This is a genomic window from Herbiconiux sp., from assembly GCF_004297105.1.
In the GTDB taxonomy this organism is placed as follows: domain Bacteria; phylum Actinomycetota; class Actinomycetes; order Actinomycetales; family Microbacteriaceae; genus Herbiconiux.
Genome location: NZ_SCVE01000001.1, coordinates 18221 through 35460, shown reverse-complemented (window position 1 = coordinate 35460; position 17240 = coordinate 18221). Strand labels below are relative to the sequence as shown.

The 17240-nt window shown below is 69.2% G+C and carries 19 protein-coding genes; 9 read left to right on the top strand and 10 right to left on the bottom strand.

The window, feature by feature from the left end; all coding sequences use genetic code 11:
- Positions 1-39 precede the first annotated feature (39 nt).
- The 3 genes from EPO52_RS00150 to EPO52_RS00140 all read left to right on the top strand — a co-directional run bounded on the left by EPO52_RS00150 (position 40) and on the right by EPO52_RS00140 (position 3489).
- The gene (locus EPO52_RS00150) at positions 40-1242 is read left to right on the top strand and encodes an ATP-binding protein (protein ID WP_290800406.1); all 1203 of its coding nucleotides are present in this window, start codon (positions 40-42) and stop codon (positions 1240-1242) included.
- A complete protein-coding gene (locus EPO52_RS00145; protein ID WP_290800404.1) occupies positions 1239-2426 on the top strand; it encodes a hypothetical protein in 1188 nt (395 codons plus the stop codon). The genes EPO52_RS00150 and EPO52_RS00145 overlap by 4 nt, the downstream gene beginning before the upstream one ends.
- A gap of 124 nt (positions 2427-2550) precedes the next feature.
- Complete coding sequence (locus EPO52_RS00140) at positions 2551-3489, top strand: TetR/AcrR family transcriptional regulator (RefSeq protein ID WP_290800402.1); 939 nt, start codon at positions 2551-2553, stop codon at positions 3487-3489.
- Here the strand turns inward: EPO52_RS00140 and EPO52_RS00135 are convergent.
- Positions 3409-4569: a diguanylate cyclase gene (locus EPO52_RS00135; protein WP_290800400.1), complete on the bottom strand. Its 1161-nt coding sequence runs from the start codon at positions 4567-4569 to the stop codon at positions 3409-3411. The genes EPO52_RS00140 and EPO52_RS00135 overlap by 81 nt on opposite strands.
- A gap of 83 nt (positions 4570-4652) precedes the next feature.
- Between EPO52_RS00135 and EPO52_RS00130 the strand changes: the two genes are divergently transcribed.
- Positions 4653-5270 (top strand): low molecular weight phosphatase family protein, encoded by a 618-nt coding sequence (locus EPO52_RS00130; protein WP_290800398.1) that lies wholly within the window; start codon positions 4653-4655, stop codon positions 5268-5270.
- 48 nt (positions 5271-5318) lie between these two features.
- Here the strand turns inward: EPO52_RS00130 and EPO52_RS00125 are convergent, their stop codons facing one another.
- From EPO52_RS00125 to EPO52_RS00115, 3 genes are all read right to left on the bottom strand, one after another.
- Positions 5319-5693 (bottom strand): hypothetical protein, encoded by a 375-nt coding sequence (locus tag EPO52_RS00125; protein ID WP_290800396.1) that lies wholly within the window; start codon positions 5691-5693, stop codon positions 5319-5321.
- 105 nt (positions 5694-5798) lie between these two features.
- Positions 5799-6980 carry an IPT/TIG domain-containing protein gene (locus tag EPO52_RS00120; RefSeq protein WP_290800393.1) on the bottom strand — a complete coding sequence of 394 codons (1182 nt, stop codon included), beginning with the start codon at positions 6978-6980 and terminating at the stop codon, positions 5799-5801.
- Positions 6981-7064: 84 nt separating this feature from the next.
- Positions 7065-7211: a hypothetical protein gene (locus tag EPO52_RS00115; protein ID WP_290800391.1), complete on the bottom strand. Its 147-nt coding sequence runs from the start codon at positions 7209-7211 to the stop codon at positions 7065-7067.
- Between the two features lie 115 nt (positions 7212-7326).
- Here EPO52_RS00115 and EPO52_RS00110 point away from each other — a divergent pair, with 115 nt between their 5' ends.
- Entirely contained in the window at positions 7327-7665 is a 339-nt protein-coding gene (locus EPO52_RS00110; RefSeq protein ID WP_290800389.1) for an ATP-dependent DNA ligase, read from the top strand.
- Here EPO52_RS00110 and EPO52_RS00105 read toward each other — a convergent pair.
- The 5 genes from EPO52_RS00105 to EPO52_RS00085 form a co-directional block, all read right to left on the bottom strand.
- The gene (locus EPO52_RS00105; protein ID WP_290800388.1) at positions 7648-7830 is read right to left on the bottom strand and encodes a hypothetical protein; all 183 of its coding nucleotides are present in this window, start codon (positions 7828-7830) and stop codon (positions 7648-7650) included. The two genes, EPO52_RS00110 and EPO52_RS00105, sit on opposite strands and share 18 nt — an antisense overlap.
- Positions 7831-8123: 293 nt before the next feature.
- A complete protein-coding gene (locus EPO52_RS00100) occupies positions 8124-8270 on the bottom strand; it encodes a hypothetical protein (RefSeq protein WP_290800387.1) in 147 nt (48 codons plus the stop codon).
- Positions 8267-8494, bottom strand: coding sequence for a hypothetical protein (locus tag EPO52_RS00095; protein ID WP_290800385.1), 228 nt, complete (start codon positions 8492-8494; stop codon positions 8267-8269). Before EPO52_RS00095 ends, EPO52_RS00100 begins: the two co-directional genes overlap by 4 nt.
- Positions 8495-8692: 198 nt before the next feature.
- Positions 8693-9220 (bottom strand): MarR family transcriptional regulator, encoded by a 528-nt coding sequence (locus tag EPO52_RS00090; RefSeq protein WP_290800384.1) that lies wholly within the window; start codon positions 9218-9220, stop codon positions 8693-8695.
- An 18-nt stretch (positions 9221-9238) separates the two neighbouring features.
- A complete protein-coding gene (locus tag EPO52_RS00085; RefSeq protein WP_290800382.1) occupies positions 9239-10609 on the bottom strand; it encodes an APC family permease in 1371 nt (456 codons plus the stop codon).
- A gap of 114 nt (positions 10610-10723) precedes the next feature.
- Here EPO52_RS00085 and EPO52_RS00080 point away from each other — a divergent pair, with 114 nt between their 5' ends.
- Positions 10724-10924: a hypothetical protein gene (locus EPO52_RS00080; RefSeq protein ID WP_290800381.1), complete on the top strand. Its 201-nt coding sequence runs from the start codon at positions 10724-10726 to the stop codon at positions 10922-10924.
- Between the two features lie 90 nt (positions 10925-11014).
- A complete protein-coding gene (locus EPO52_RS00075; protein WP_290800379.1) occupies positions 11015-11188 on the top strand; it encodes a CsbD family protein in 174 nt (57 codons plus the stop codon).
- 99 nt (positions 11189-11287) lie between these two features.
- On the opposite strand, the gene EPO52_RS00070 is transcribed toward EPO52_RS00075, so the two are convergent.
- Positions 11288-13012 (bottom strand): hypothetical protein, encoded by a 1725-nt coding sequence (locus EPO52_RS00070; protein ID WP_290800377.1) that lies wholly within the window; start codon positions 13010-13012, stop codon positions 11288-11290.
- 272 nt (positions 13013-13284) lie between these two features.
- Between EPO52_RS00070 and EPO52_RS00065 the strand changes: the two genes are divergently transcribed.
- Both EPO52_RS00065 and EPO52_RS00060 read left to right on the top strand, forming a co-directional pair.
- Entirely contained in the window at positions 13285-15621 is a 2337-nt protein-coding gene (locus tag EPO52_RS00065) for a S8 family serine peptidase (RefSeq protein WP_290800376.1), read from the top strand.
- A gap of 81 nt (positions 15622-15702) precedes the next feature.
- Positions 15703-16839: a LacI family DNA-binding transcriptional regulator gene (locus tag EPO52_RS00060; protein WP_290800374.1), complete on the top strand. Its 1137-nt coding sequence runs from the start codon at positions 15703-15705 to the stop codon at positions 16837-16839.
- Positions 16840-17240: the final 401 nt, after the last annotated feature.

Below are 17240 nucleotides of genomic sequence, written 5' to 3'. Positions count from 1 at the left end.
GCCACAGGGGTGCGGGTGACACTCCTCAAAGGGGCGTGGGTGACACTTCAGATAGCGGCGGATGTCGAGGGCGTGGCCACGAGTCATGCGCTCGCCAGAGCCGGCACCTGGCTCGCGTGCGTGTTCCTCGCCGCCACGTTCCTCATCGACTTCCTCTTCATTCCTGTGACGGGGCAAACCGACATCGTGCTGGCTCTCGCCGGTCTCGTGGTGGTGGGGGTCGCGGTGGTGCTCGCTCTGCGGGCCCGGACGTTCGTGCGCGCCGTGCTGTTCACCCTGGTGGCGTGCGCCGCCCTCTCCGGCTACACCGTCATCGTCACCGCCGTCACGATGCGGGGCCCGGGGCCCTTCCCCTCGAGCGACTACGTGCTCCTCTCGATGCCCGAGTTCGCGGTGCTCGTGGTGGGTATCTCGGCCCGGTCGCTCGGCAAGGGCCTCGCACTGGGCACACTCGCCCTCGTGGCCGGCCCGGGCCTCGTGCAACTGGCGGCGTTCAGCCAGGGGATGTCGCTCGCCGTCGACGTTCCCGTCGTCGCCTCGTACATCGCACTGGCGCTCTTGATGTCGGCGCTGTGGTTCGGCCGTCGCGAGGCCGCACGGGGCACCGCCATGATGGCCGAGGTGGCGCTCGCCGAGGAGCGCGATGTGGCGCTCGGCCGCTTCGACGCGCGGGCCGCGACCTGGCTGAACGACACCGTGCTCGTCGACCTCCGGGCGTTGGCCTCCACGGATCCCGGCCCGCTCGGTGCCGAGCTCCTGCAGTCGATCGACCGCGATCTCGCCAACTTCGCCGATGTGCGCCTCGTGCTCGACGAGCCCGGAGTCAACGACTCCACCACCCGCAAGCTGGCCTCGGTGCCCTCGCTCCTCGGAGTCGTTCGCGACGCGGAGGGCAAGGGACTGCACATCCGCGTCACCGGTGATGTCGAGGCCGTCAACGATCTGAACGCGGCGGTCACCCGCAACCTCGAACGCGCCCTCGTCGAGTGCCTCGACAACGTTAGCCAGCACTCCGGCGTGCGCGACGCCGAGATCGCGGTGATGTCGAGTCCGCCCGAACTCAGCGTGATGGTGTCGGATGCCGGTGTCGGCTTCGACGTGAACGCCACGGGCGACGACACCGTCGGCCTCCGCATGACCGTGGTCGAGACCATCGTGGAGGTGGGCGGCTCGGTGCAGATCTGGTCGCGCCCCGGTGCCGGCACCGCCATCTTCGTCACCGTTCCGGCGGCGGCGTCATGAGCGCCTCGGATGCGCGACCGCTCGAGGTGCCCCGCCACCTCGGTGGTGCCCGGGTGGTGCGCCCGCCCCGTGGGCTGACGGCCCTCGAGCTCGATCCGCTCGCCTCGATCAGCGCGCGCGGCTTCCTCGTGGTGGTGGCGGTCGTCGCCATCATCTGCGCGGTGTGCCTCACCATCGTCACCGTTCCGCAGATCGCCTCCTGGCCGCTGGCGATCGCGGCCCTGGTGGCCCTGGTGGCGGGCTTCGCCCTGTTCGTGCGCAGCGCCTACCGCTTCGACCTCGGGGTCACCAGCGATCGCTTCGCCACCGCCTACGCGCTCATCGCCGTGGCCACGGTGCTGAACTCGCTGAGCTGTTTCGGCACCAATCTCGTGGTGCGCGATGACTGGGGGCTCATCACGATCGGCCTGGCCCTCATGGCGGCCGCCCCCTTCCGCACCTCGGCCGAGCTCGGCACGTACACCACCATCGCGGCGGTGCTGGCCGGTGTGCTCGCCACCCTGCACGACTTCACCAGCTTCAGTGCGAGTCCCATTCCGCTCCCCATCGTGGTGCTCGTGGCCGTCGCCCCGCCGCTCGCGTTGGGACTGGGCTCGATGGCCTACGCGCGGCGGCTGCTGCACGGAATCTACGCCGAACGACTGGAGCAGGCCGAGTCGCGCGAGCGCGATTTCGAGGCGCTCCGCAGCGCCTACATCGACCACGACGTGCTCGGCTCGATCGGATCGCTCCGGGAGGAGATCGTGCCGTTCCTCGCTCGGGTGCGGCAGGCCGGGGCCTTGACGGTCGATGACCGCGTGCGCGCAGCCGAACTCGCCCACACCCTTCAGCACGCCGTGGCGCGCGGGCAGCAGAGCGATTCGCTGGGCGATCACGCCGACGTGCTGATCGACGAGAGCGGCCTGTCGCCACGGTTGCACGAGGACGACAGGGCCACGGTCCGGGCTCTCGTGAGCGCCCTCGCGACGTCGCCCCACATCGTTCCCGGATCGATCATCCTGGAGCTCATCGAGGGTGACGACGACCGTTTCGGCATGGTGCGCTCGGCGGGCGACGACGTGCGGGCGCTGCGTTCCGACGTGCTGCCGTTCATCCGGATGACACGGCTCATGTTCCGCACGGCCACCGAGCAGGTGCACGGCGACGAGCTGCTCATCCAGTTCGACATCAACCGCCTGGCCTGAGCCGCGCGAGCCGCCATTCTCCCGGCGGTGTCCCATGCTCGTCGCCGATTCATTACTCTGGGGTGAATCGAGACACCTGTCGAACCCGTGATCAGGTGCCGTGTGAAACTGCTGTGGGGGTGTCATGTCCGAGGCTTTCGAAGAGAGCGATCCGCACCAGCGGCGGTCGCGCATCCGAGCGTCCGAGGTACGCCGGCGCGTTCTCGATGTGGCTCTCGACCGTGTGGAGGGCATCGGGCTCACCATCGGCTTCGAGCACATCGTGATGGACGACCTCATCCGCGAGGCCGGGGTTCCGCGTAGCTCGACCTACCGCCTGTGGGACTCCAAAGAGGCGTTCATCACCGATCTCCTCATCGAGATCGCGAGCGAGACCTCCAACAAACTGGCCGACGGCGAGACGCTCGAATTGAGCCAGCGCATCCTCTTCGAGAACCTCGATCGGTTGAGCGTGCAGGCCGACCGCGAGCGGGTGATGTTCGAGGTGATCCGCGTCGCCCTCGAGCACAACTACCGTGCCGTCATCGCGTCGGTGTCGTGGCAGTCGTACGTGGGCCTTTCGGCCACGCTGCTCAGCCACCTCGAATGGTCGGCGCGCGAACAGATCGAGAAGGCCCTCCGCGACGGCAGCGATGAGTTCATCGAGCGGATGGCCGAGTTCCACGGCTGGTTCTCCACCATCCTGGGCTATCGACTGCGCGCGGAATGGAACGGCGACTACCGGCCCTACGCCGTGGTGATCTCCGCGGTGGTCGAGGGGCTCGGGCTGCGCCACCTCGGCAATCCGGGAATCGTCGACGCGAGCTACCGCGGGCCGGCCACCATCGCCTCGGACGACCCCGACTGGGCGCTTCCGGCCATCGCGCTCGTGGCCATCCTGCAGCGCTTCCTCGAGGTCGACCCCGACTACGACGTGGAGGCCACGGTGGCGATGCTGCGCGAGATGAAGGTGGCGCGCGATGCGGCGACGTCATCGCCGCCCTCAGATGGCAGCGACCCGGATGCGGCCGAGCCCGGCCTCGGCATCGAAGACGAGAGCGTCGCAGGCCGCGTCGACGAGTAGGTCGAGATCGAGCGTGTGCTCCGGCCCTCGGGTGTGTGCGGCCGCGATACCGGCGCTCACGGCCGTCGCCGCGGCCGATCGGTTCTCGGCCGCGTACTCGGCCTGAACGGCCTCGGCGAAGCCGCGCGCCGAGGCCACACCATCGGGGCTGGACGGAAGAAGCGCAGCGATGGCGTCGCCCAGGAGCCTGCCGACCACCGCGTCGGAGTGCGCATGCGTGATCACCGCGCGGGCGAGGCTCTCCTGCAGTCCCGTGGCATGGGCGGCCCCGTAGGCCCCGCGCAGTTGAGGGAAGAGGTCGATCGCCAGCACCACCAGCACCGCGCCCTGGCCGTCGTTCTGCAGGGCCGCGAGCCGGCCGCTCGCCCGGCGCCGGAACGCGATCGAATTCTCCAGGTGGCGCCGCCGCCCGTCGGCATCGCGCCGGGAGAGCGGGCGGCGGGCAGCCTGGATGCGGATGGCGATCGTCGCGAGCCCACCGAGCAGCACCAGTACCAGGTTCATCGCGGTCACGAACCCCGTGCCGAACCACACCAGGAACACCGGATGCTCGTGGCCGACCGCCAGGTAGGTCACCGAACGCGCGACGACGTACACGGCGTGCACGGCGAGCACAGCCGCGAGCAGCCAGGCCCCGGCGAAATCGCGGAGCCGGGGCCGCAGACACTCGACCACCACGAGCGCCGAGAAGAGCCCGAGAGCGAGCATCTTCTCGGCCGCGCCCGCCCATTTGCTCCCCTCCGCCGACGGAAGTGCGGATGCCACCGCCACCGTGAGGGTGATCCCCACGACGAGCAGCACGAAGGCGCGCCGCCGATTGAAGGCGCGGCAGCCGAGCCAGAGCGCCCCGAGAGTGAACACCATGGCGGCGTTGCCGGCGGCCACCGACCACCACACGTCGTCGGTGTGGCCGCTGATGAAATAGGCGATCGAGCAGAGCAGCGCCGAGAGGAACGCCAGGGCCCAATACCTCCCGGAGCCCTCCGGAGGCCGGCGCAGGGTATCGATGAAGAACACGGCCGCGAGTGGCGCGATGGCGAAGCTCATCGTGATGAGCAGGGTGGAGAAGTCGAGCGTCATGGACCCCCCAGGGCTACACGTGTCGCGCCTATTCAACACCACGGCGGAGGCGGATGCGACGCCGGGGCCGGTAGCGTAGACGGGTGGCCGACTTCTCTGATCCTGAGTTCTCCGTGCTGATGGTGTGCTCCGGAAACATCTGCCGATCGCCGCTCGCCGAGCAGGTGCTGCGGGCCCGGCTCGCCGATCTCGGTTCGATCGGGTTCTCCAGCGCGGGCACGTTCGCCGGGGAGGGCGAGCGGATGCCGGAGCAGGCCGCCGCGCTCTCCGTGCGCTTCGGGGGCGACCCGTCGGCGCACAGCGCCCGGTATCTCACCGAGCAGATGGTGGCGGGAGCCGACCTCGTGCTGGCGATGGCCCGCAGTCACCGGCGCGAGATCGTCGAGCTCGTCCCGCGCAAGGTGGGGGTGACCTTCACCCTGCGTGAGTTCGCGCGGCTCTCCGCCGATCTCTCGGAGGCCGAGCTGGCGGAGACCGCGGCCCGGGGAGGATCGCTCCGCGGGGGTCTGGCCGAGGTGGTGGCCCTGGTCGCCTCGCGCAAGGGCCAGAGCGGCGTCCCCGTGTCGGCGGAGGAGGACGACGTGATCGATCCCTATCGTCGCAGTGATGACACCTACGAGCGCTCGGCCGCCCAACTGGTGCCCGCCGCCGAAGAGGTGGCGCGCGTGTTGCGCGCGGCCGTGCGCGGGGTCGGCGCCTGAGAGATCAGCCTCAGGTGCATCCGGTGCATCGGATGCATCCGGTCATCGTCAGAGGATGATGCCGGAGCCGGCGGCCAGCGCGATCAAGGCTCCCGCCACACCGAGCAGCACCACGATGAGCGCGAACTTCAGGGCGGTGCTGCTGCCGATCTTCTCGCTCGTGCTGTACAGCTCAGGCCGGTAGAAGCGGCCTTTCGGATGGTGGCGACCCTCGTCGGGGGTGGCGAACTCGCCCACCCGGATGCGGTCGACATCGATCCGGAACGGGTCGTCTGCCGGTGCGGCCTGCGCTGCCGGTGCGGGCTGTGCTGACGGTGCGACCTGTGCTACCGGTGCGGCCTGTGACCCTGGTGCGACCTGCGCGCCGATCGTGGACTCCGCCGGCTTCGGGGGAGTCGCAGGATCGGATGGCGTCGTCGTCATCCCCCCACTGTAACCCGAATGAGGGGCACCTGCTTCTCGCGGGCGGTCGTGATGTGACCACCCGCGAGAGCGGGGCGTGGTGGGTGATGCGTGGTGACTGGTGCGTCAGGCGGTGCGGCGGCGGATGACCGCGGTCGCGATCAGAGCCAGCAGCCCGAGCACCAGAACCCCGGCCGACCCGGCCGCGAGCGGCATCGGGTCGAGACCCGTGGCGGCGAGCGTGGTGGTGACGTCACCGGCGGGGATGATGGGCACGGCCGGCGCCACGTAGGTGTACCCCAGCGTCACCGACGTCGGCACGGCGTCCGGGTCGAGCTTCGTGATGGTCACGGTCGTCTGACCCGCGGCTCCTGCGGGAACCGTGGCGGTGAGCGACTTGCCATCGGTGGCCGTGACGATGTTGGTCGCGGGGGCCGTTCCGAACATCACCGTGGTCGTCGGCGTGAATCCTTCGCCGCTGATCGTCACGGTGTTGCCGCCGGCGGTGGATCCGCTGTTCGGCGTGATGGCCGTGGCCGTGAGCGGTACGTAGGGAGGAATGCAGATCGCGTCGGCCAGGATCAGGCTCGCGGCGGTCGTGAACGGGATCTCGACGCTTTCGAACGTTCCGCTGACCGAGGCGACGGCGACCAGCGAGACCGCCAGTGCGCCATCGGCGCCCTGGTACTGGTACTGCTGCACGTCGACGGAGAGAACGAGGCCGCTGAGGTCGACGTTGTCGGCCGGGTTCTCGTTCACCGGCACGTCGTTGCCGAGCGTCACCGGAGCCGGCTCGTCGACCGAGCCGTCGCCATTGACGGTCACCGGCTGACCGAAGATCGTGAAGCCCTCGGTGACCACGTGGGCCAGCGGGGAGCCGCCGACAGGGCAGGTGACCTCGGCCTCGGCCGTGTCGAGCCCGAGGACGTCGATCCCGAAGAGGTTGAGAGCGGTGCCCTCGGCGGCAGCGAACGCCTCCGAGCCCGTGTTGTCGGCGCGGGCGGCGGTGGTCACCGAGTCGATCGTGATGCTGGAGAACACCAGGTCTGCCAGGGTGACATTGTCGTCGCTGAACGCGGCTTCGTCGTCGTTGCCGACGGATACCGATCCCGACTGCTCATTGACGATGGGGAAGGAGTAGTCGCCGAGGGTCAGATTGATGTCGAACTGAGCTCCGAGTGCAGCTGCCCCACCGGGCAACGGATCCGGAGCCGCGAAAGCGGGTGCCGCCGCGACGAGGCTGGTTCCGCCGGCAAGAGCGACGGCGGCGATGGCCGCGATGACACGGCGTGTGGCGTGAGTTGACACAGATTTCCCCCTGGTTCAGCGGATGTCGTCCGCAGAACCCCTGCGACACCGCCCGCCCAGGCTACAGCAGTCGATCTCCCGGCGTCACTCCTTGTCGGCCGGTCCGCCCGATGCGGTGTCGGCCTCGCTGCCGGAGTCGGTGCTGTCGGAGTCGGTGCCGTCGGACCCCGATCCGTCGGGCAGGTCTTCGGGATCGGGGCGGGCATCCGTGTCATCGATGTTGTGGCTCATACGACCGAAGCTATTCCCCTTCGCGCACAACCGCACGGGGGTCGCGCGGGGATTTGGAGACCGAACACATTTGCTAGATGATCTAGTTAACCGGGATACGATCGAGGGAACAGTGGTGGGTAAATTCATCTACGGGGCACCCGGTGGTTACGAGGTCGAGATCGACGACCGAGCGCTCGCCCACGTCAAGGTGGCGATGTTCGCCAAACTGCGCCGCAACGAATCCTTCTCGTTCTCCTGGCAGGTGAACGTCGAAGAGGGCAGCGGCCGTCACTCGCTCTGGATCAGTCCGGCATCCATGATCCATTTCCACTTCTACGGCAGCCGGCCCGCCGAGCTCAACCGCACCTGGATCCGGCAGCTGATCGTCAATGCGAATGACGGTGACCTGCGCCTGATCGACGAGCCGGTCGACGAGCCGCAGAACGCGTCGTCGTCACGAGGTCGCTGGTAGCACCGCGCCGGGCCTCGCCCCCGAGGTCTCGACTTCCCACTCCTCCAGGCTGAAGGCCCACGAGGTCATCCGGTCCATGGCTTGGATGGCGGCATCCCGAGAGGCGAAGACGCCCACGATGTCTCGGCTCCACTCCGTGACATCCAGAATCACCCACACGGTCATACGGGCGAACCTACGCCTTCCGGGCGGATCGCCCAAGTGGGCGGCCCAAGCGCCCTGGCCGGGTGTCCTGGCCGGGCGTTCTGACCGCGTATTCCGACCGCGTGTCCTGACCCCGGGGAAGACGTCGATCCGGTGCGCCGGGTGGGTGACGGGGCGCACCGGATCAATGCGATCGTATCGTTCAGGGGTTCGCTGCATCGACAGGTGATGACCCCCCAAAACGAGGCACGAGCCACGGTCGGCCCGCCGTCAGCCCACGGTCAGTCCACGGTCAGCCCGCCATCAGTCCGCCGTCAGCCCACCGAGTCGAGCGTCCACCACACCAGGAATCCGGCCATCAGCCCGCCGATCCCGTACAGCGCGTACATCACGTAGTCGATCTGCTCCCGGCGCCGCTTCGGCGTGGCCTGGGGTGTCTCCTCCGGCGCGGGTGCGGTCATCCCAGGTACCGCCGGATGATGATCTCGTGAGTGCGCCAGCGCCACTTCACCCGCACCATCGTGAATCCGAGCGTGCGCAGGTCTTCGGCGGTCTCGCGGGTCAGGCGCCCCTTGTGCTCGGGTGTCTGCCATCCACCGGCGCCGGCATAGACACCCACGATCACCGGGCGGGCGCGGCGACTCCCGAACTTGCGGGCTCCGTACGGGGTGACGGTTTCGGTCATGGAGAAGCATCCTGACTGTCGGCGATCGAGGGCGATTTCCGCGCGCGGAAGATCGGCTCGTCGCCGGCCGCCGTGGCTGAGCTGATCCGGTGCGCCGGGTGGGAAACGGGGCGCACCGGATCAATCCGAGGCTATCGAGAGCGTGTGAACGCGAGTCGTCGAATCGGCCACCCGAAAGGGTGGATGGCCGGATGGGGGCTACCCCAATTCGGGTGTCGAACCATCCGGTGCCGGCATCGCGTCGATGGCATCCACGGCTTCGCGCATGCGGTCGAGGAACTCCACGATCGACAGTGCGGCATCGGCGTCGAGCCCGTCGGTGGCACCGAGCATGCGCTCGTGCATCTCACCGAGGGTCTTGCGCACCGTGCGATCGGCGTGGTCGGTGGGCTCGACGGTGAGACGCCGGCGATCGGATGGGCTCGGCACCCGCCGCAGATGCCCCGCGCCTTCGAGACGGTCGATCATGGCGGTGACCGACGAGGTCTTGACCCCCAGGTAGTGGCTCAGGTCGGTGGGCGTCACCGAGGTGCCGCGCTGGCGGGCGTTGATCACGTAGCGGAGCGCGAGGAGGTCGTTCTCGCCCATCTGCATCGACTCACGGGTGCGCCGGCGCATCGCGGCCTCGGCCGAACGGTAGAGGCGCATGGCCTGCAGAACCTGCACCCCGCGCTCGTGGTCGCTCTGGTCGTACCAGTAGGTGCGCACATCCGTCTCATCGGTCACGCGATAAGTCTAGACAGGCTAGCGTTTCGCCGCCCTAGTGACATCGCCGTCTGCGGGGGTGAACCTGAGGGTGATGAGCCGGTAGACGACTCCGACGGCGAGCACTCCCACCCCGACCGCGATGGAGGCGAGGGGGAGGGTGGCGACCAGAACCAGGCAGCCCAGGCCGCCCACCACCTGCACGGCTTGGGGATACCGCCGTGTTCCCCGCGGCTGGGTGATCGCGGCGGCGTTGGCCACCAGGTAGTACAGGAGCACGCCGAACGAGGAGAAGCCGATGGCGCCGCGGAGATCGGTGGTGAGCACCAGGATCACCACCACGACGGCCAGCGCCACCTCGGCGTGGATGGGCACCTGCCGCACCGGATGAACGGCCGCCAGCCACGAGGGGAGGTCGCGATTGCGCGCCATGGCGAGGGTGGTGCGGCCCACCCCGGCGATCAGGGCGAGCAGGGCGCCCAAGGCTGCGGCGGCGGCACCGATGCGTACGATCACGGCCCCGGCGCTCGCTGCGCTGTCTGCGCCGCCTGAAACGCCTGCGCCGCCTGAACCGCTTGCGCCGGTGATGACGTCGACGAGGGGCGCGGCAGACGAGGCGAGCTGCTCCGGACCGAGCACGGCCAGCACGATGACGGCCACCACCGCGTAGACCGCGAGCGTGATCGAGAGCGCGATGATGATGGCCCGCGGAATCGTGCGGGCCGGGTTCTTCACCTCTTCACCCATGGTGGCGATGCGGGCATAGCCGGCGAAGGCGAAGAACAACAGCCCGCCCGACTGCAGGATGCCGTACCAGCTGCCGGCATCCGGACCGGCGAGATTCGCCAGCCCTGTGCTCGCCAGCCCTGTGCCCGCCAGACCTGTGCCCGTCGACGCGATCTTCGTCGCACCCACCACGACGACGAAGGCGAGCACGAGCAGCACGACCACCACGATCACCCGGGTCAGGCCCGCGGTGCGGGTGATGCCGAACGAGTTCACGGTGGCGAGCGCGATGACGGCCACGACCGCCACCGGCTTCTCCCACCCCGCGGGTGCGGCATAGGCCGCGACCGTGAGGGCCATGGCGGCGCAGCTCGCGGTCTTGCCGATCACGAAGCTCCAGCCGGCCACGAAGCCCGGCCACTCGCCGAGCCGTTCGCGGCCGTAGATGTAGGTGCCGCCGGAGGTCGGGTACTGCGCAGCCAGCTGGGCCGACGAGAGGGCGTTGCACACCGCGATCACGCCGGCGATCACGAGGCCGATCAGCAGTCCGGCGCCGGCAGCGGCCGCGGCGGGGGCGAAGGCCGAGAAGATGCCGGCGCCCATCATCGATCCCAGACCGATGATCACGGCATCGCCCAGGCCGAGGCGTCGGGCGAGTGCGGGTGAGGGGGAGGGCGACGTCATGGAGCGAATCGTAGACGGTCGCCGTGAACAGCAAGAGCGGTGCCGGCAGGTCCTATCAGGGGTGCCGGAGACCAGAGCAGTGGCGGTGAGCAGCGGGTCGCCGCACTATGGAGCATGAGCGAATCACGCGACCGGCCCGATGACTCCACCACTCCTGCGGGCGACGACAGTGCCGACAGAGGCGACAGAGGCGACAGTGCCGACAGTGCCGACAATGCCGACGAAGAGCAGGCGAACAGCGCCGCATCCGGCGACCCGTACGACATCGAGTCCGACTTCGGCCCCGACGGCAACCCGGTGAACTCGGCTGAGTAATGCCTCCGAGCCCCTTGCCGTCGATGGCGGGAGGGGGAGGGTGGACGAAGGGGCCGCTTCCGTCGGCCCGGCACGAGGAAGGATTTCATCATGAGTGCAGGCGACAAGATCCAGAACGCGGCGCAGGACGCAGCGGGCAAGGCCAAGGAAGCATTCGGCAAGGCCACGGGCGACGACTCCAAGGTCGCCGAGGGCAAGGCCGACCAGGCATCCGCCGACGTGAAGAAGGCCGGCGAGAACGTCAAAGACGCGTTCAAGCACTGACCTCAGGGTTCACAACCCTCAGGGTTCACAACGAAAGGCTCGCCCCGGACCTCCGGAGCGGGCCTTTCGTGTTGTGGGGTGGATGTGCCCGAGAAGGAATCAGACCGAGCGCCGGCGAGCAAGCAGCGATCCGCCGCCGATGAGCGCGATCACCAGCAGGCCGAGCCCGATCGCGGCCGTTCCGGAGAGATCGAGTCCCGTGTCGGCAAGCCTCGTGCCGGAGCCGGAGCCGCCGCCGGTGACCGCCGCAGCGTTCGGCATGGCGGGCGCCGACGAGGTGTACGCGCTGAAGCCGTGCCTGTTCGCCGAGGCGATGTCGACGACGTAGCTCCGGCCGTTCGTGAGTCCCGAGATCGTGGTGCTCGTAGCGCTGCCGGGGAGGTTGAAGCGCTGCACCACGGCTCCGGATGCCGCATCCCGAACCCGCACGAGCCGATCGGTGGTGGGCTCGGCACCCGATGCTGACGCTGCTGCGGATGCCACTCCGGATGCCACTCCGGATGCTGCTGTGGGTCCTGCTGCGGATGCCGCTCCGGATGCTGACGCCGCAGCCGGCACCGCGACGATCGATGCCTGAGCGCCGAGATCGTCCTGCACATCGTCCTGCACATCGGCCCACACCGCGGAGAGCACGCCATCGGACGCCGACGTCTGCACCGTGGCCGGCGGCGTCGGAGGCGTGCCGTTCGACTGCACGAGCATGCGGCCGGTCTCGTAGTGGTAGCCCACGGTGCGGTCGATGAAGAAGATGTTTCCGGTGTTGAGATGCCCGTCGGAGATCGTGTTGTACAGGTGCATCTCACTCGTGGAGCTGTTGGTGAGCCAGGTCGCGAACGCCGTGGTGGTGCTGCCCGCCGCCGTGTCGCCACCCGTGGCACCGTCGACGGCGAGGCCGATCGCGGTGCCCGTCGGCAGCGCGCCGAGCGAGGTCTGCGCGGGCAGCGATGAGGGGTCGGCGGCGACCCCCGGGATGAGGCTGTCGAACTGCGAACCGGTGAGCAGACCGGTGGGCGCTCCCGAGTCCACGGTCGTGGCCTGGCAGAGCGGGGCGACGCTCTCCACCTGCCAGCACAGGGTGAACGGCTTCTCGTACACGTCGTAGCCGAGCGGCGTGGGGTAGGTGCCCGCCTCCGATCCGCCGGCCTTCTTCGCAGGGATGGAGGTGACGCCGGCCTGCCCGGTGACGAGGGTGGGGGCGCCGAGGGTCAGAGTGCCGCCGGTGGGGGTGAGGGCGAGCGTGAAGCCCTCGGCGAGAGAGGTGTCGTCGAGCTGCATCAGCGGGCTGAACCAGGCGTACGTGTCGCTCGTGGTGGGACTGGTCTGCGTCTGCAGCGCCTGCCCGACGCCCAGGACGCCCTGGATGGTGCGCCCATCCGAGGTCGTCGCATCACCGAAGTCGCAGTTGCCCGTGCAGGGCCCCACGGCGAGGTCGACGGTGCTCGCCGTCGCACCGCCGATGCCGAACGCGCCCACCGCGATGGTGCCCCCGATGCTGAAACCGTCGTAGGTCACCACGGCCGGGGCATCCGTCGCCGTCAGCCCGGGCACGTCGACCGACATCGCCAGGGCGGTCGACCCCGTGTCGAGCACCACGGTGTAGGGGTCGGGATTCGAGCCGAGCGTGATCTCGACGGTGGGATAGAAGCGCCCGGGGTGCTCACTCTCCTCGGCGAAACTGACGGGCACGGTCGTGGCAGACGGCGCGGGGTCGGCGCTCGCCGCCGTCACCGAGCCGAGAGCGGATGCCCCCACCAGCACCGCCAGAACGGCACCGGCGGAGACGACCCGCGGCCCGGATCGATCACTCTGTCGTTCTGCACGCATCGGTGCCCCCATCCGTGCACGCATTCGTGCCCCCATCCGTGCACGCATTCGTGCCTCCATCCGTGCCCCATCCGCTGAAATCGGCCTCACGCTATCAATCACCGGCGGGGGCGGCACAACGCCTGAGTAGAACCCCGCGCTGTCCGACCCGCGGGCGGGGACGGCAGGGGAGTGCGTAGAACTACTCACGACGATGCCGGCCGGCCACCGCGTTCGATAGCGTTGCGGGGCGGGGGTATCAGCGGGGCCCCGAGCGACGAACGGGGAACTCGATGAGGCACGATCCGGCGCGCACCGACGCCAGGCGGAGGCGCAGTGGCGCCGGAGGTGGGCTGCTCGGCCGTGCGGCCGGCGGCACGGCCGCGATGGCGCTCGTCACCGCTCTGTTGATGGCGGCAGGTCTCGCCCTGCCGACCACGGCCCATGCGGATCCCGAATCGCCGCCTCCCGCGAACGAGGCGCCGACGGCGGACATCTCCGGGCTCTCCGACCGGCTCGACGCACTCACCGATCTCGCCGCGGGCACCGATCCCGGGTCCGACTCCGTCGCCGCCGAACTGGGCGTGGCCGCCGACGGCCAGGGCAGCCTGCAGGTCGAGCAGGGCGGTGTCGCCGTGTCGATCCTCTATTCCGAGCGCCCGGATGACGCCGACTTCCAGGCGCTGGCTGAGCTGGCGACCGTGGTGGCGACATCGTCGGAGCTCGCCCGGGCGAGCGCCTACGTGGTGCCGTCGAACCTCGATGCGGTCGCGGCGCTCCCGCGGGTCGCATCCGTCACCGAGGCGCTCAAGGCGGGCACGGCGGCGGATGCGGGTGCCCCGGCCTCGTCGGCCCTCGCGAGCGAGCTCGCCACTGCAGTCACTCCGGCCCTCACTCCGGCCCTCACCACGGCCGCGAACCCGGCCGGTGCGTCGGCCGGCCTGACATCCGCCGCCGCGACCCCGTCGGTCGCCGCACCGACCTGCCGCACGGTCGAGGCCGTGGGCCAGGCTCCCCTCCGCGCCGACCTCGCGGCCGCCACCTACGGCGTCGACGGCACCGGTGTGACCGTGGGCATCATCTCCGACTCCTACGCCACGAGTCCGACAGCGCACTCGACCCCCGCGCAGGATGTCGCCGCGGGGCTGCTGCCCGGCCCGGGCAACCCGTGCGGCTACGAGCAGCCGGTGACCGTCGTCAGCGACAACCTCCCCGAGACCACGGTCGACGAAGGCCGTGGGATGGCGCAGGTCGTGCACAGCATCGCCCCGGGTGCGACGATCGCCTTCGCCACCGTCGGCATCGACGAGCTCACCATGCACGACGCGATCCTCGCGTTGAAGGCGGCCGGTGCCACGGTGATCGTCGACGACATCTACCTGTTCACCGAGCCGTTCTTCCAGCAGGGCCCGGTGGGGGTGGCGATCGACACCGTGCAGAAGCAGGGCGTCACGTACCTCTCGAGCGCCGGCAACTACAACAACATCGGCGACGAGGGCTACCCGAGTGCCGGCTACGCCCTGAACGGCTGGCAGACCGATGCCTACCGCCCGACGACGTGCCCGGCGGGCGTGCTGACGGCGATGGGTGCGGGCACGTTCGACTGCATGGACTTCGACCAGACGGGAACACCGGATGCCACAGCCACTCTGACTCTCGGTGCCACGAGTGCCCCCGTGACCTATGCGCTCCAGTGGGCGGAGCCATCCGGCTTCGCGAAGGGCACGTTCGTGCTGGCGGTCACCGATGACCACGGTGTGACGACTGTGCTCGACCGGGGTAACGGAAACCTGCCCGTCACGGCGGCCGGCTTCCGGCCCGTGACCGATGGCGACTACGACTTCTCGATCGTGCGCGACCTCTCAGCCGGTGCCTCCGCCGAGGTCACTCCCGCACTCAAGTGGGTGTGGGCGTTCCACAGCGACATCGTGGCCGCGGAGTACTTCGGTGCGGTCGGCCACGATCGCGTCGGGCTGTCGATCTCCGGTCACACGGGTCTGCGCTCGGTGGTCTCGGTGGCCGCGCTGCCCTCGGACGATCCGACGACCGCCGAGCTCTTCAGCTCGGCCGGCCCGGTGACGCAGTACTTCGACTACGACCCGTCGGTCTCGCCGGTGCCGCAGCCGTTCGCGGAACCGCTCTCGGTGGCGAAGCCCGATCTCGCGGGGGTCGACCGCATCCTCACCAACTTCTTCAGCAGCTCTCGCCCGGTCGACGACCGCCCCGGCGTCTACTCCTTCTGGGGAACCTCGGCGGCGGCGCCATCCGTGGCCGCGGTGGTGGCGCTCGGTCGCCAGTACTCGCCCACGTCGACTCCGGCCGAGCTCAGGTCGGCCCTCGGCTCCACGACGGCGCCGGCGTTCAGCCCGACCCCGACCATCCCCGACGCGGATGTGGTGGGCACGGGCCGAGTCGACGCGGCCGCGTTCCTGGCGGCGCTCCCGGCCCCCACGCACCCGAACTCGTCGACGGATGTCGCCACCACGGGCGCCGACGCGCGCCTCGCGGCGACGGGGTCGGAGCCGGTCGCGCAGCCGTTCGCCCTGGCGCTCGCCGCCGTACTGGTGGGCCTGGTGGGTGTCGCCCTGCGCCGCCGCGCTCGCAAGCCCGGCACCACCCCGCCGCGCTAGGGTTCCGGCAGTATCGGCGGAGCTCGGCGAGCTACCCTTTCACGACAGCTGCGAGAAACATCTCGATGACACAGGTGCAGATTGAGTGCTCTCAATCGGCGTGCTGACTCGTCACGCCGCGATCGAGACCGGTTTCATGGCTGTGAAAGAATGTCACGGATCCGGGAGGCGACGATGGCACCAGGCCGACGCAAAGACACCGTGACACTCAGCGAGGTCGCCAAGGCGGCTGGCGTCTCCCTGGCCACTGCGTCGAAAGCCTTGAACGGGCGCTCACAAGTGAAGGAAGAGACGCGACGCCGTGTGGAGACCGCCGCCGCGTCACTCTCGTTCACTCCCAATCCCTTCGCCAAGGCATTGAACTCGAACCGAACAGAGACGATCGGCATGTTGACCAACGATCTCGACAGCCGCTTCGTCCTTCCGGTGCTTCGGGGGGCGGAGGATGCCTTCGGGGCCGGTTCGACGTCGGTTCTGCTCTGCGATGCCCGGGGAGACGTCGAGCGTGAGCAGCATCACATTCGAACGCTGTTGGCGAAGCGAGTCGATGGCATCGTGATACTGGGCCGCTCGACCAATTCGCGCGAGTCGATCACCTCCGATATCCCCGTTCCCGTCGTCTATGCCTATGCCCCCTCGGCGCGCACCGACGACTCGTCCTTCACACCCGACAACGTCGACGCCGGACGACAGGCCGCCGCCCACCTCGTGGGCCGAGGCCGCCGGCGCATAGCGCTCATCAACGGCGAGATCTCTTACGACGCCGCGCGCGACCGCAGCCAGGGAGTCTCCGAGGTCCTTCTCTCCAAGGGTATGGAACTCGTCGGAGGTGCAGATCTCTACGGTGACTGGACCGAGCAGTGGGGCCGGCGCGGCACCCGCGAGATACTCGCCGCGCATCCCGAGATCGACGCGATAGTCGCAGGCAGCGACCTGATCGCCCGCGGGGTGCTCGACGCCGTACGCGATGCCAGCCGCGAGATCCCCTCTGACATCGCCGTGGTCAGCTTCGACAATTGGGAGCAGGTCGTCGTGGGCGCGCGCCCGCAGCTCACCAGCATCGACATGAACCTGGAGCATCTCGGCCGTTTGGCCGCACGAGAGCTCTTCTCGGCCATCGGAGGGCAGCCCACACCAGGTCTGCGTCGTGTGCCCGTGTATCTGGTCTCCCGTGACTCGGTGCCCGATGTGCCTCGGGAGCCCGGCACAGCTCGGTGAACGGTCCACGCGCGGACTCCTCAGATAGGAGGGGTGCGAAGGATCGGAGGGGTGCGAAGGACGCACGTCGACCCCCGACGGCGTGCACGAGAGCATCGAAACCGGCTTCTCGTTCGCCGGGTATCGCCGCGCCCTCCGAATTCGTTGCGAAGAGGGCGATTGGATTCCGGAATCTGGCGCCGCTGAAGGCTTCGTGACAAGACGCTCTTGACCCACGAAAGGTCGGTGCTCTACCTTCTACTGAAAGTACTTTCTGTCCTGTGAATCCAATTCACGCAGCACCCTGCGGCCGCGCCGCACACGCATCCATCAATGACGAAGGGTTCCACGATGCCGCATGCCATCCCGCGACGGGGCGACTCACCAGGCCGCTCTCACAGGCGCAGATCGGCGATTGTTCT

What these genes read in the sequence shown, in the direction of transcription:
- EPO52_RS00145 (WP_290800404.1), top strand. Translation starts at nt 1,239, where the DNA reads ATGAGCGCCTCGGATGCGCGACCGCTCGAGGTGCCCCGCCACCTCGGT.
- EPO52_RS00140 (WP_290800402.1), top strand. Translation starts at nt 2,551, where the DNA reads ATGTCCGAGGCTTTCGAAGAGAGCGATCCGCACCAGCGGCGGTCGCGC.
- EPO52_RS00135 (WP_290800400.1), bottom strand. Translation starts at nt 4,569, where the DNA reads ATGACGCTCGACTTCTCCACCCTGCTCATCACGATGAGCTTCGCCATC.
- EPO52_RS00125 (WP_290800396.1), bottom strand. Translation starts at nt 5,693, where the DNA reads ATGACGACGACGCCATCCGATCCTGCGACTCCCCCGAAGCCGGCGGAG.
- EPO52_RS00115 (WP_290800391.1), bottom strand. Translation starts at nt 7,211, where the DNA reads ATGAGCCACAACATCGATGACACGGATGCCCGCCCCGATCCCGAAGAC.
- EPO52_RS00105 (WP_290800388.1), bottom strand. Translation starts at nt 7,830, where the DNA reads ATGACCGTGTGGGTGATTCTGGATGTCACGGAGTGGAGCCGAGACATC.
- EPO52_RS00100 (WP_290800387.1), bottom strand. Translation starts at nt 8,270, where the DNA reads ATGACCGCACCCGCGCCGGAGGAGACACCCCAGGCCACGCCGAAGCGG.
- EPO52_RS00095 (WP_290800385.1), bottom strand. Translation starts at nt 8,494, where the DNA reads ATGACCGAAACCGTCACCCCGTACGGAGCCCGCAAGTTCGGGAGTCGC.
- EPO52_RS00085 (WP_290800382.1), bottom strand. Translation starts at nt 10,609, where the DNA reads ATGACGTCGCCCTCCCCCTCACCCGCACTCGCCCGACGCCTCGGCCTG.
- EPO52_RS00080 (WP_290800381.1), top strand. Translation starts at nt 10,724, where the DNA reads ATGAGCGAATCACGCGACCGGCCCGATGACTCCACCACTCCTGCGGGC.
- EPO52_RS00075 (WP_290800379.1), top strand. Translation starts at nt 11,015, where the DNA reads ATGAGTGCAGGCGACAAGATCCAGAACGCGGCGCAGGACGCAGCGGGC.
- EPO52_RS00070 (WP_290800377.1), bottom strand. Translation starts at nt 13,012, where the DNA reads ATGCGTGCAGAACGACAGAGTGATCGATCCGGGCCGCGGGTCGTCTCC.
- EPO52_RS00065 (WP_290800376.1), top strand. Translation starts at nt 13,285, where the DNA reads ATGAGGCACGATCCGGCGCGCACCGACGCCAGGCGGAGGCGCAGTGGC.